This is a genomic window from Xanthomonas sp. SHU 199 (assembly GCF_000364665.1).
Taxonomy (GTDB): domain Bacteria; phylum Pseudomonadota; class Gammaproteobacteria; order Xanthomonadales; family Xanthomonadaceae; genus Xanthomonas_A; species Xanthomonas_A sontii.
This window is the reverse complement of sequence record NZ_AQOI01000642.1, coordinates 1-12,915: the sequence shown is the minus strand read 5'-3', so window position 1 is coordinate 12,915 and position 12,915 is coordinate 1. Positions and strand designations below refer to the sequence as shown.

The following is a 12,915-nucleotide window of genomic DNA, read 5'->3' as shown; positions in this document are numbered from 1 at the left end:
GCGGTGGCCACCCGCAGTGTCTGAGCCGCCGATGCACGCAGGCACGACAAGCCGCGCGCGGGCTGCGATGATGCCGCCTGGTCCGTTTTTCTCCGCCGGCGTGTCCCGCCGCGCCCAAGGTGCACGATGCCCTGCCTGCTGATCATCGACGACAACCCTGCGGTCGCCACCGCGCTGGAAGTGCTGTTCTCCCTGCACGACATCGACACCGTCCATGCCGACAGCCCGCAGGCCGGCCTGCAGCGCCTGGGCGAGGGCGACATCGACCTGGTCCTGCAGGACATGAACTTCACCGCCGACACCACCTCCGGCGAGGAAGGCGTGGCCCTGTTCGAGGCGATCCGCACGCGCCATCCGGATCTGCCGGTGATCCTGCTGACCGCCTGGACCCAGCTCAGCAGCGCGGTGGAACTGGTCAAGGCCGGCGCCGCCGACTACCTGGCCAAGCCCTGGGACGACCGCAAGCTGCTGACCACGGTCAACAACCTGCTGGAACTGTCCGAGACCCGCCGCGAACTGGAACGCCGCCGCGACGGCGAGCGCCGCCATCGCCAGCAATTGGCGCAGCGCTACGACCTGTGCGGTGCGGTGTTCGCCGACCCCGCCAGCGAGCGCGCGATCGCGCTGGCCTGCCAGGTGGCGCGCTCGGAACTGCCGGTGCTGATCACCGGCCCCAACGGCAGCGGCAAGGAGAAGATCGCGCAGATCATCCAGGCCAACTCCTCGGTACGGCGCGGCCCGTTCGTGGCGCTCAATTGCGGCGCGATCCCGGCCGAACTGATCGAGGCCGAACTGTTCGGCGCCGAGGCCGGCGCCTACACCGGCGCCAACAAGGTGCGCGAGGGCAAGTTCGAGGCCGCCGACGGCGGCACGCTGTTCCTGGACGAGATCGGCAACCTGTCGCTGGCCGGGCAGATGAAGCTGCTGCGGGTGCTGGAGACCGGCCGGTTCGAGCGGCTCGGCTCCAACCGCGAGCGGCAGGTCAAGGTGCGGGTGATCAGCGCCACCAATGCCGACCTGACCGCGATGATCCGCGACGGCAGCTTCCGCGAGGACCTGTACTACCGGCTCAACGCGGTGGAACTGTCGCTGCCGGCGCTGGCCGAGCGTCCCGGCGACATCGTGCCGCTGGCCGAGCACTTCCTGTCCGGCGACAAGCCGCTGTCGGCCGGCGCCTGCCAGGCGCTGCAGCGCCACGCCTGGCCCGGCAACGTGCGCGAACTGCGCAACGTGGTGCAGCGCGCCGAACTGCTGGCCGGCGGTGCGCAGATCGAGTCCGCCGACCTCAACCTGCCCAAGCCCGCCGCGCCGCGCACGGCCGCCGCTGCCGAACCCGACCGCGAGCGCATCGTGGCCGAGCTGAGCCGTGCGCACGGCGTCATCGCCCAGGCCGCCGCCGAACTGGGCATGAGCCGGCAGGCGCTGTACCGGCGCATGGACCGCTACGGCATCCCGCGCGAATGAAACTGCGCCGCTCCTTCACCGTCATGCTGTTCCTGCGCCTGCTGCCGGTGCTGGCGCTGGCCGCCGCCCTGCCGTGGCTGCTGGCCTACTGGATGGACCGCGGCTGGGAAGTGGTCACGGCCTCGGCGCTGACCCTGCTGCTGTTGATGTGGTGGACGCTGCGCCGCGCCACCGCGCCGATGCGCTCGCTGTTCCGCGCCCTGGCCGGCACCGTCAGCAGCTACCGCGACGGCGAATACAACTTCGGCGTGCACTGGCGCGGCGACGACGAACTGGGCGAGATGGTCGCCGCGCACGCGCAACTGGGCGAGATCCTGCGCGAACAGCGCCAGGGCCTGGCGCAGCGCGAGCTGATGCTCGACACCATGGTGCAGAACACCCCTGTGGCGATGCTGCTCACCTCCAAGGGCGGCGACGGCCTGCGCCGCGTGGTGTTCTCCAACCTGGCTGCGCGCAAGCTGCTGCACAGCGGCTGGAAGCTGGAAGGACAGCGCCTGGACGACCTGCTGCTGGGCGTGCCGGCGCCGCTGCGCGAGGCGATCTCGCGCGGTGGCGACAGCCTGTTCGCCATCGAAGGCAGCGACGAGGACCCGGAGGAGGAGCAGATCTACCACCTGTCGCAGCGCCGCTTCCATCTCAACGGCCGCCCGCACGAACTGCTGTTGATCCGCCTGCTCACCGCCGAACTGCGCCGCCAGGAAGTGCACACCTGGAAGAAGGTGATCCGGGTGATCAGCCACGAGCTCAACAACTCGCTGGCGCCGATCGCCTCGCTGGCGCACTCCGGCGCCGAGCTGGTGCGGCGGCAGAAGGTGGAGCGGCTGGAAGAGGTGTTCGGCACCATCGAGGAACGCGCGCGGCACCTGGAAGGCTTCATCCGCGGCTACGCGCGCTTCGCCAAGCTGCCGCAGCCGCAACTGCAGACGGTGCACTGGGCGCAGTTCCTGGCCGGGCTGCAGCAGCAGATTCCGTTCGCGCTGGACCTGGAGTCGCCGGACCTGCACAGCCGGGTCGATCCGGCGCAACTGCAGCAGGCCCTGCTCAACCTGGTCAAGAACGCCCACGAATCCCTGCCCGAGGGGCAGACGCCGGCCGATGGCGTGCGCGTGCGCGTGTCTACCCGCCCGGACTGGCTGCGCCTGGAAGTGCTGGACCGCGGCAGCGGCATGAACGAGGCGGTGCTGCACAACGCGTTGATGCCGTTCTACTCGACCAAGCGCAACGGCACCGGCCTGGGCCTGGCCCTGACCCGCGAGATCGTCGAAGCCCACGGCGGCCGCCTGTCGCTGCACAACCGCGACGAAGGCGGACTGTGCGTGACGGTGCAGTTGCCACAGGGGGAGCGGGGCTGATTTTTTTCGGGATTGGGGATTGGGGATTGAGCGCCGGGACCCGGGACCCGAAGAGCATGAGCGCACCTAGCCAAGCCGTGACCGTCGCGCTACGTTCCGCTCAAGCAAAAGCGCTGCGGTTCAGCGGCGCGCACCCAGGACACGTCGGGCGCAGTGGCTCAGTAGATCGCCATGTGGTCGATCACGGCGCGATCGACGTCGGCGCAGCCCTTGACCACGATCTCGACATTGGCCTTGCTGGTGAACGCAGCCAGGGCGAGCGAATACAGTTCCTTGAAGTGGGGCGTCGCTTCGTCGCGGTAGACCTCATAGAACACACCGCCGCATTGCTGCGGAATGTCGCTATCGGCGACGACGAGGGTGAATCGATTGGATTCCGAATATAACTTGCTGACCTTTGCATGCACGCGCTCAAACGCCGGCGCCTGAAAACTCAGCAGCGTCAGCACTGACGCCACGACAAGTCGCTTCATGATCTCCCCTGGATTGGACCGTCGCGGCATCATTGCCGCGCTTCCATCTGTATACAGTATCAGCGCTACCCCGGCAGCATCGACGACCCGGCCGCGAGGCTCAGCGCGATGGCAGCGGACAACGCATCGCCACCCGCAGGTGCATGGGGAAGCCGAGTGCGGATTCCTGTCGCCAGGTCGCGCACAACTGCGGACCCCACTGCGTAGGCGACATCTCGACGAAGCCTTCGCTGGCGTAGAACGGCGCATTCCACGGCACGTCGCGCAAGGTGGTCAGCAGCATGCATTGGAAGCCAGCAACTGCCGCGGCCGCGCGCGCATGCCGCAGCAGGGCACGGCCGATGCCGCGGCGCCCGGCATCGGGATCCACGTCCATCTGCTGCACGTGGAAGCCGCCGTCCAGGCACCCGCCGAGCAGATAGCCGACGCAACGTTCGTCCTCGTCCAGCGCCACCCATAACTGCTCGCGCGCCAATCCGGCACGCAGGGCGTGCGTCTCCAACGCGTGCGCCGCGAACACGGCCTGCGCCGGATGCCCTTGCAGCAGGGCGCCGGCGCGCCGCTCGATCTCCGGCAACCGCGCCAGCTCCTGCGCGCGCGCCAGACGAATGCGCCCGGCCATGCCTCAGTCGCGCTTGCCTGGGCGTTTCCAGCCTTCGACGGTTTCCTGGCGCACCCGTGCCACGCTCAGTTTGCCGGCCGGCGCGCTGCGGGTGATCACCGAGCCGGCGCCGATGGTGGCGCCGTCGCCGATCTCCAGCGGCGCCACCAGCGCGCTGTTGGAGCCGACGAACACGCCATCGCCGATCACCGTCTGCGACTTGTTGACGCCGTCGTAGTTGCAGGTGATCACCCCGGCACCGACGTTGACGCCGCTGCCGATGGTCGCGTCGCCGAGGTAGGTCAGGTGATTGGCTTTGCTGCCGACGCCGAGCACCGCCTTCTTGGTCTCGACGAAGTTGCCGATGTGCACGCCATCGGCCAGCACCGTACCAGGGCGCAGCCGCGCGAACGGGCCGATCTGTACCGCGCCCTCGGCGACCACGCCTTCCAGGTCGCAATGCGCACGCACCTCGGTACCCGGCCCCAGCACCACGTCCTTCAAGCGCACGAACGGGCCGATGCTGACGCCGTCGCCCAGTTCCACCTCGCCTTCCAGGATCACGTTGGCGTCGATGCGCACGTCGTGGCCGGCGCGCACGCGGCCGCGCTGGTCCAGGCGGTTCGGGTCGATCAGTTGCACGCCCTGCTCGCACAACGCACGCGCCGCGCGCAACTGCCAGGCACGTTCCAGTTGCGCCAGCTGCCAAGGATCGTTGGCGCCCTCGGCCTCGATCGGGTCGGCCACCAGCACCATCTCGGCCGGGGTGAACTCGGCGGCAGCGGCGGCGAACACGTCGGTCAGGTAGTACTCGCCCTGCGCGTTGTCGTTGCGCAACTGTGCCAGCCAGCGCTTCAGCGCGGTGGACTCGGCGGTGACGATGCCGGTGTTGATGGTGCGGATGCGCCGCTGCTCGTCGTCGGCATCCTTCTGCTCGACGATCGCCGCGACCTTGCCGGCGGCATCGCGCACGATGCGGCCGTAGCCGGTGGGATCCTCCGGCTCGGCCACCAGCACTGCGACGCGACCGGGCGCATGCAGCAGGCGGGTCAGGGTCTCGGCGCGGATCAGCGGCACGTCGCCGTACAGCACCAGCACCGTAGCGGCATCGGGCACGGCCGCCATCGCCTGCTGCACCGCGTGGCCGGTGCCCAGCTGTTGCGCCTGCTCGGCCCACAGCAGGTCCGGCTGGTCGGCGAACGCCGCCAGCACCGCCTCGCCGCCGTGGCCATGGACGATGTGGATCGCGTCCGGCTGCAGTTGGCGCGCGGTCTCGATCACATGCGCCAGCATCGGCCGGCCGGCGATCGGCTGCAGCACCTTGGGCTTGACCGACTTCATCCGCTTGCCCGCGCCGGCGGCGAGGATCACGACGTGCAGGGGCAGACTCATGGGGCGGTTCCGTTGCGGGTGGACGACGAATTCTAGAGGCTGCCGGCCACGCCTGCCGTCACGACCGCGCCACACGCGGCGGGCTGCACATCGGCGCCGCAGGCGCTAGCATGCGCGATCGTCTTCTCCTGCGGATGTTCATGGGTCTCCTGCGCCAGGGCAGCCAGTTCCTGCTGATCGGCCTGCTGCAATTGCTGGTCGACTGGAGCGTGTTCGTCGCCGCCACCGCGGCCGGCATGCCGACGGTCCCGGGCAACGTGCTGGGCCGCGTCTGCGGCGCCCTGCTCGGGTTCTGGCTCAACGGCCGCATCACCTTCGCCAGCGACGACGCCGCACGCCTGGGCTGGCGCCGCTTCGGCCGTTTCATGGCCATGTGGCTGGTGCTCACCGCACTCAGCACCTGGCTGGTGGCGCTGTGCGCCCACGCCCTGGGCCTGCGCCTGGCCTGGCTGGCCAAGCCGCTGGTCGAAGGCATGCTGGCGGTGGTGTCGTTCTTCCTGGGCCGGCAGTTGGTGTATCGCTAGCGCTGGCGACACGGCAGGCAGACGGCACCGCTGCGCGCGATCGGCGCCGGCTGTCGGGGCTGAAGCCCCTCCCACAAAAGACCTGACGTATGCCGGGAGCATCCCTGTGGGAGCGACTTCAGTCGCGACGAGCGAAGCCCAGACGGCCAGCGCGGATCGGGCCTGCAGAGCGCCAAATCGGCTTCAGCGCCCCGTAGGGCGCAGGCAACGCGCCATCGGCCCCGCTACCGACGACTCAATGGCAGAAATCACCCAGGCTGCGCACCAGCGCGGTGCGGTGCAGTTGGTCGAGCTGCCAGCGCAGCGCATAGGCCTCGGCCGCGCGCGCGGTCGTGGCCGGGCAATCCGCGGCCTGGCGCAGCGTGGCACTGGCCTGCAACGCGTCCAGCATCTCGCCCTGCAGTTGGTCCAGGCGCGCGCGCAGTGCGGTCAGGTCCGGGCGCGGGCTGTTGGGCGCGCGGCCGCGCAGGTGCCAGCGCGACAGCAGTTCGTACTGCACCAGCTTGTTGGATTCGATCTGCATGCCGAAGAAACGCGCCGCATCGTCCGGATCCACGCCGTGGGCCGGCGCCTGATCGCGCACGCTCGCCAGCACCGCGGCCTCGCGCGTGGCATCCAGCACCGGCTTGCCGCTGTCCCACTTGCTCAGCGCCACCTGGTCGCCGATCGCATTGCGCTCGACGATGCGATCCAGCAGCGGCTCCAGTGGGGTGGCACTGCGTGCGGGCAATGCGCATCCCATCAACAGGGCGCCGGCCAGCACGGCGGTCAGCGCATGCATGCAGGGACGAGGAACGGCAGCGGACAGGCTCATCTCGGTTCTCCGGTAACCGTCTGCGGGTGGGGGATGAACCGCAGATCGGGCGGCCATCTTGCCGCAGTCCACCGACCGCACGATGACCGCACCCGCGTCTTGTCGCATGCCAGCGCGGCCGAGTCAGCGACCAGCAAGCCAGCGCCGTGCGCTGCGTCGCAGTCCAGCTCGATCTCGAGCTGCGCCGCAGGAATGCGATCTTCACGGCGATCCAATGCGCCTGCGCGTCACAGAGTGCGGCAAGCCGGATCCGCGAGGTGATCCCCCACATGCACGCGGAGGCGGCGTGCGAAGGAGCCCCCCATCTCCCAGACACGACAACGCCGGCAAACGCCGGCGTCGTCGTCGCGCATGCGGCCATCAGGCCGCGGGGCGGTGAACTCAGTGCTTGAGGTTCTTGCGCAGACGCTCCAGCGCCTGCAGCTGCGCGGTGACCTCGGCCAGCTTGGCCTGCGCCTCGGCGACATCCATGCCTTCGCCGCGGTTGGCGAGCAGGCGCTCGGCTTCTTCCTTGGCCTTGCGCACCGACGCTTCGTCGATGTCCTGCGCGCGGATCGCGGTGTCGGCCAGGATCGTCACCACCTGCGGCTGCACCTCGAGGATGCCGCCGGAAATGGCGAAATCCAGCTGCTCGCCGCTCGCGGTGGTCACCACCACCTTGCCGGGCTTGAGCCGGGTGATCAACGGCGCGTGCTTGGGCGCGATGCCCAGCTCGCCCAGCTCGCCGGTCGCGACCACCAGGGTGGCGTCGCCGTGGTAGATCTCATGCTCGGCGCTGACGATGTCGCAACGGATGGTGCTCATGGTTACCTCGCTGGCGCGAGGCGGGATTGGGGATTGGGGATTGGGGATTGGGCAAAGCAGTCGCGCCGCCTTGTCCTCACACCCACTCCCTCGTCCTCGATGCCGCCTTGCGAATCCCTAATCCCGAATGCCGAATCCCGGCTCTTACGCCTTCTCGGCCATCTTCTTGGCCTTCTCGACCGCTTCCTCGATGCCGCCGACCATGTAGAAGGCCTGCTCCGGCAGGTGGTCGTATTCGCCGTCGACGATGGCCTTGAAGCCGCGGATGGTGTCCTTCAGCGACACGTACTTGCCCGGCGAGCCGGTGAACACTTCGGCCACGTGGAACGGCTGGCTGAAGAAGCGCTCGATCTTGCGCGCGCGCGACACGGCCTGCTTGTCCTCTTCGGACAGTTCGTCCATGCCCAGGATCGCGATGATGTCCTTCAGTTCCTTGTACTTCTGCAAGGTGGACTGCACGCGGCGGGCGGTGTCGTAGTGCTCGTGGCCGATCACGTTCGGGTCCAGCTGGCGGCTGGTCGAATCGAGCGGATCCACCGCCGGGTAGATACCCAGCGAAGCGATGTTACGCGACAGCACGACGGTGGCGTCGAGGTGGGCGAAGGTGGTCGCCGGCGACGGGTCGGTCAGGTCGTCCGCGGGCACGTACACGGCCTGGATCGAGGTGATCGAGCCGGACTTGGTCGAGGTGATGCGCTCCTGCAGCACGCCCATTTCCTCGGCCAGGGTCGGCTGGTAGCCCACCGCCGACGGCATGCGGCCCAGCAGCGCCGACACTTCGGTACCGGCCAGGGTGTAGCGGTAGATGTTGTCGACGAACAGCAGCACGTCCTTGCCCTTGCCCGAGGCGTCCTTCTCGTCGCGGAAGTACTCGGCCATGGTCAGGCCGGTCAGCGCGACGCGCAGGCGGTTGCCCGGCGGCTCGTTCATCTGGCCGTACACCATCGCCACCTTGTCCAGGACGTTGGAGTCCTTCATCTCGTGGTAGAAGTCGTTGCCCTCGCGGGTACGCTCGCCCACGCCGGCGAACACGGACAGACCCGAGTGCGCCTTGGCGATGTTGTTGATCAGTTCCATCATGTTGACGGTCTTGCCGACGCCGGCGCCGCCGAACAGGCCGACCTTGCCGCCCTTGGCGAACGGGCACATCAGGTCGATGACCTTGATGCCGGTCTCCAGCAGCTCGGTGGCCGAGGACTGGTCTTCGTAGGTCGGCGCCGCGCGGTGGATTTCCCAATGGTCGGTGGCCTGCACGTCGCCGGCCTCGTCGATCGGACGACCCAGCACGTCCATGATGCGGCCCAGCGTGCCGGCGCCGACCGGCACCGAGATCGCACGGCCGGTGTTGGTGGCGACCAGGTTGCGCTTGAGGCCGTCGGTGGAGCCGAGGGCGATCGTACGCACGACGCCGTCGCCCAACTGCTGCTGCACTTCCAGCGTGATGGCGGTGCCGTCGACCTTCAGTGCGTCGTACACCTTCGGCACATCGGCACGCGCGAATTCGACGTCGACGACCGCGCCGATGATCTGAACGATCTTGCCCTGACTCATTTTGCTGCTCCGGTTAGCTTTAGTTCTGTCCGGATGGCCTGCGCCATCCCGTGGATTTCGTGATTGGGGATTCGCGATTCGGGATTCGCAAAAGCGCGCTTCGCTGCTCTTGCCGATCCCGATTCTCCAATCCCGAATCCCGGCACTTACACCGCCGCCGCACCGCCGACGATTTCGGAAATTTCCTGGGTGATCGCAGCCTGACGCGCCTTGTTGTAGACCAACTGCAAGGTGCTGATCAGCTTGCTGGCGTTGTCGCTGGCCGCCTTCATCGCGACCATGCGCGCCGCATGCTCGGACGCCACGTTCTCCAGCACCGCCTGGTACACCAGCGACTCGATGTAGCGCGTCATCACGTGCTCGAGCACGCTCGCGGCATCGGGTTCGTACAGGTAGTCCCAGTCGTGGTGCGCGACCTGGCTCTCGGCCGCCGGCAGCGGCAGCAGCTGGTCGAAGCTGGCCTTCTGCGTCATCGTGTTGACGAAGCGGTTGTAGACCAGATACACGCGGTCCAGCTTGCCTTCGGTGAACGCGTCCAGCATCACCTTGATCACGCCGATCAACTGCTCCAGCTGCGGCAGGTCGCCGAGGTGGCTGACGCTGCCGACCATGTCCACCTTGATCCGGCGGAAGAACACCGAGGCCTTCTGGCCGATGGTGACCACGTCCACGCCCGCGCCCTGGTCCTGCCACTGGCGCACTTCGCCCAGCATCTTGCGGAACAGGTTGTTGTTCAGGCCGCCGGCCAGGCCGCGATCGGAGGAGATCACGATGTAGCCGACGCGCTTGACCGACTCGCGCTGCACCAGGAACGGATGCGTGTAATCGGTGCTGGCCTGCGCCAGATGCCCGATCACCTGCTTCATCGCCTGCGCGTACGGACGCGAGGTCTTCATCCGATCCTGCGCCTTGCGGATCTTGGAGGCCGAGACCATCTCGAGCGCGCGCGTCACCTTGCGGGTGTTCTGCACGCTCTTGATCTTGGATTTGATTTCGCGTCCGCCTGCCATTACTCGCTCGCTCCGCTCGTGGGATTCGGGATTGGGGATTGGGGATTCGCTAACGCTCCCAAACCCACCTCACCTACAAACCCAAATACCTGACTCTTGAGATCCGGACGATGACCGGGGATCGGCAGATCCCCTGTACCACCGCTCTTACGAATCCCGAATGCCCAATCCCGAATCCCGGCTCTTTACCAGCTGCCCGTGGTCTTGAACTCGCCGATGCCCTTCTTGAACGCGGCCTCGATGTCGCCGTTCCAGTCGCCGGTGTCGTTGACCTTGGCGATCAGCTCGCCCTGGGTGTTGGCGAAGTGGGCGTGCAGGCCCTCCTCGAACGCCAGCAGCTTGTTGACCGGCACGTCGTCGAGGTAGCCCTCGTTGACCGCGTAGATCGACAGCGCCTGGTTGGCGATGGACATCGGCATGTACTGCTTCTGCTTCATCAGCTCGGTGACGCGCTGGCCGCGCTCGAGCTGCTTGCGGGTGGCTTCGTCCAGGTCCGAGGCGAACTGCGCGAACGCCGCCAGCTCGCGGTACTGCGCCAGCGAGATGCGGATGCCGCCGGAGAGCTTCTTGATGATCTTGGTCTGCGCGGCGCCGCCGACGCGCGACACCGAGATACCGGCGTTCACCGCCGGGCGGATGCCGGCGTTGAACAGGTCGGTCTCCAGGAAGATCTGGCCGTCGGTGATCGAGATCACGTTGGTCGGCACGAACGCGGACACGTCGCCGGCCTGGGTCTCGATGATCGGCAGCGCGGTCAGCGAACCGGTCTTGCCCTTGACCTCGCCCTTCGTGAACTGCTCCACGTACTCCTCGGACACGCGCGCGGCGCGCTCCAGCAGGCGGCTGTGCAGGTAGAACACGTCGCCCGGGTAGGCTTCGCGGCCCGGCGGGCGCTTCAGCAGCAGCGAGATCTGGCGGTAGGCCACGGCCTGCTTGGACAGATCGTCGTACACGATCAGCGCGTCTTCGCCGCGGTCCATGAAGTACTCGCCCATGGTGCAGCCGGCGTAGGCGCTGATGTACTGCATCGCCGCCGACTCGGAGGCGGTCGCGGCGACCACGATGGTGTGCGCCAGCGCGCCGTTCTCTTCCAGCTTGCGCACGATGTTGGCGACGGTCGAGGCCTTCTGCCCGATCGCCACGTACACGCACTTGATGCCGGTGTTCTTCTGGTTGATCACCGCGTCGATGGCCAGCGCGGTCTTGCCGGTCTGGCGGTCGCCGATGACCAACTCGCGCTGGCCGCGGCCGATCGGGATCATCGCGTCGACCGACTTGTAGCCGGTCTGCACCGGCTGGTCGACCGACTTGCGCCAGATCACGCCCGGCGCCACGCGCTCCACCGGCGCGGTCTGGCTGGTGCCCAGCGGGCCCTTGCCGTCGATCGGCTCGCCCAGCGCGTTGACCACGCGGCCCAGCAGTTCCTTGCCGACCGGCACTTCCAGGATGCGGCCGGTGGTCTTGGCCACGTCGCCTTCGCGCAGGTTCTCGTAGTCGCCGAGCACCACGGCGCCGACCGAGTCGCGCTCCAGGTTCAGCGCCAGGGCGTAGGTGTCGTTCGGCAGTTCGATCATTTCGCCCTGCATCACGTCGGCCAGGCCGAAGATGCGCACGATGCCGTCGGACACGCTGGTGACCGTGCCTTCGTTGCGCGACTCCGCGGCCAGCTTGACCTGCTCGATGCGGTTCTTGATCAGTTCGCTGATTTCGGAGGGGTTGAGCGTGGTTGCCATCTTGGTTTCCTTCGGATCGTCCATCGCGCAGCGGCGGATGGCGACGTGTGGTTAGCTTCTTTGAGAATCGGGAATGGGGAATCGGGAATCGCGGGTGGCGTCGCCGCCGGGCCGGGTTCTCTCCTCTCTATTCGCCATTCCCGTTTCTTAGTGGGCCAGTGCGGATTGCAGACGCGACAGCTTGCCTTTCAACGAACCGTCGATGACCACGTCGCCGGCGTCGATCACCGCGCCGCCGATCAGCGAAGCGTCCACCGCCGTGGTGATCTCGACCTCGCGGCCGAAGCGCTGCTTCAGCGCCACCTTCAGCGAGGCCACCTCGGCATCGCTCAGCGCCGTCGCGGAGGTCACGTTGGCCTGCACCACGCGCTCGGCCTCGGCCCGCAGCTGGTCGTACAGCCCGGCGATCTCCGGCAGCAGCGGCAGCCGCTGGCCTTCGGCCAGGAGGCTCAGGAAGCGCTGGTACTGCTCGTCGGCCGCTTCCGGCGCCAGCAGCGACACCGCCTGCTCCCGCTGCAGCAGCGGGTTGTGCAGCAGCGCGGCCACGCGCGGGTCGGCGGCGACCTGGGCGGAGAACGCCAGCGCCTGCGACCAGGGCGCGAGCTTGCCGGCGTCGCTGGCCGCGGCGAACGCGGCGCGAGCGTAGGGACGCGCCAGTGTGAGGGCCTGGCTCATCTCAGATCTCCGCCGCCAGCTCGTCGAGTAGCGCCTTGTGGGCGTTGGCGTCGATTTCGCGCTTGAGCAGCTTCTCGGCGCCGCTCACCGCCAGCAGCGACACCTGGCGACGCAGGTCTTCGCGCGCGCGGTTGGCCGCGGCGTCGATCTCGGCCTGGGCCAGTTCCTTCTGCCGGTTGGCTTCGACGATCGCCTCGTGCTTGGCCGCCTCGACGATCTGGTTGGCGCGCGCATGGGCCTGATCGATGATCTCGTTGGCCTTGATGCGGGCGTCCTTCAACGCTTCGTTGACCTTTTCCTGCGCCTGCGCCAGATCCTTCTGGCTGCGATCGGCGGCGGCCAGGCCTTCGGCGATCTTCTGTTGGCGCTCTTCGATGGCCTGCATCAGCGGCGGCCAGATCTTGGTCGCGACGATCCAGATCAGACCGGCGAACGCCAGCGCCTGGGCAAAGAGGGTGAGACCGATATTCATGGGGTACGCTCAGCCAATGGTGACGGGGTGGACGCGCCGCCAGCACGGCG

Annotated in this window: 13 protein-coding genes; 3 read left to right on the top strand and 10 right to left on the bottom strand. The window is 67.9% G+C overall.

What is annotated here, in order from left to right; translation table 11 throughout:
• Window positions 1-126 precede the first annotated feature (126 nt).
• Window positions 127-1,464, top strand: a complete 1,338-nt coding sequence (locus tag D183_RS0118455) for a sigma-54-dependent transcriptional regulator (RefSeq protein ID WP_017910303.1) — start codon at window positions 127-129, stop codon at window positions 1,462-1,464.
• On the top strand, window positions 1,461-2,816 hold the full coding sequence (locus D183_RS0118450) for a sensor histidine kinase (RefSeq protein ID WP_017910302.1): 1,356 nt from the start codon (window positions 1,461-1,463) through the stop codon (window positions 2,814-2,816). Before D183_RS0118455 ends, D183_RS0118450 begins: the two co-directional genes overlap by 4 nt.
• Before the next feature lie 158 nt (window positions 2,817-2,974).
• Here the strand turns inward: D183_RS0118450 and D183_RS0118445 are convergent, their stop codons facing one another.
• From D183_RS0118445 to glmU, 3 genes are all read right to left on the bottom strand, one after another.
• Window positions 2,975-3,289, bottom strand: a complete 315-nt coding sequence (locus D183_RS0118445; protein ID WP_153752204.1) for a hypothetical protein — start codon at window positions 3,287-3,289, stop codon at window positions 2,975-2,977.
• A 100-nt stretch (window positions 3,290-3,389) separates the two neighbouring features.
• A complete protein-coding gene (locus tag D183_RS0118440) occupies window positions 3,390-3,911 on the bottom strand; it encodes a GNAT family N-acetyltransferase (RefSeq protein ID WP_017910300.1) in 522 nt (173 codons plus the stop codon).
• A 3-nt stretch (window positions 3,912-3,914) separates the two neighbouring features.
• Entirely contained in the window at window positions 3,915-5,282 is a 1,368-nt protein-coding gene (gene glmU, locus D183_RS0118435) for a bifunctional UDP-N-acetylglucosamine diphosphorylase/glucosamine-1-phosphate N-acetyltransferase GlmU (RefSeq protein WP_017910299.1), read from the bottom strand.
• 140 nt (window positions 5,283-5,422) lie between these two features.
• Between glmU and D183_RS0118430 the strand changes: the two genes are divergently transcribed.
• On the top strand, window positions 5,423-5,806 hold the full coding sequence (locus tag D183_RS0118430; protein ID WP_026144629.1) for a GtrA family protein: 384 nt from the start codon (window positions 5,423-5,425) through the stop codon (window positions 5,804-5,806).
• 235 nt (window positions 5,807-6,041) lie between these two features.
• Here the strand turns inward: D183_RS0118430 and D183_RS0118425 are convergent, their stop codons facing one another.
• The 7 genes from D183_RS0118425 to D183_RS0118395 all read right to left on the bottom strand — a co-directional run bounded on the left by D183_RS0118425 (window position 6,042) and on the right by D183_RS0118395 (window position 12,865).
• Window positions 6,042-6,587, bottom strand: a complete 546-nt coding sequence (locus D183_RS0118425) for a chorismate mutase (RefSeq protein WP_017910297.1) — start codon at window positions 6,585-6,587, stop codon at window positions 6,042-6,044.
• A gap of 414 nt (window positions 6,588-7,001) precedes the next feature.
• Complete coding sequence (locus D183_RS0118420) at window positions 7,002-7,424, bottom strand: F0F1 ATP synthase subunit epsilon (protein ID WP_017910296.1); 423 nt, start codon at window positions 7,422-7,424, stop codon at window positions 7,002-7,004.
• 144 nt (window positions 7,425-7,568) lie between these two features.
• Window positions 7,569-8,975 (bottom strand): F0F1 ATP synthase subunit beta, encoded by a 1,407-nt coding sequence (gene atpD, locus D183_RS0118415; RefSeq protein WP_017910295.1) that lies wholly within the window; start codon window positions 8,973-8,975, stop codon window positions 7,569-7,571.
• Window positions 8,976-9,121: 146 nt separating this feature from the next.
• Window positions 9,122-9,985: a F0F1 ATP synthase subunit gamma gene (gene atpG / locus D183_RS0118410; RefSeq protein WP_017910294.1), complete on the bottom strand. Its 864-nt coding sequence runs from the start codon at window positions 9,983-9,985 to the stop codon at window positions 9,122-9,124.
• A 185-nt stretch (window positions 9,986-10,170) separates the two neighbouring features.
• Window positions 10,171-11,718 (bottom strand): F0F1 ATP synthase subunit alpha, encoded by a 1,548-nt coding sequence (gene atpA / locus D183_RS0118405; RefSeq protein WP_026143773.1) that lies wholly within the window; start codon window positions 11,716-11,718, stop codon window positions 10,171-10,173.
• A gap of 147 nt (window positions 11,719-11,865) precedes the next feature.
• Window positions 11,866-12,393: a F0F1 ATP synthase subunit delta gene (locus tag D183_RS0118400; protein ID WP_017910292.1), complete on the bottom strand. Its 528-nt coding sequence runs from the start codon at window positions 12,391-12,393 to the stop codon at window positions 11,866-11,868.
• Between the two features lies 1 nt (window position 12,394).
• Window positions 12,395-12,865, bottom strand: coding sequence for a F0F1 ATP synthase subunit B (locus tag D183_RS0118395; protein WP_017910291.1), 471 nt, complete (start codon window positions 12,863-12,865; stop codon window positions 12,395-12,397).
• Window positions 12,866-12,915 lie beyond the last annotated feature (50 nt).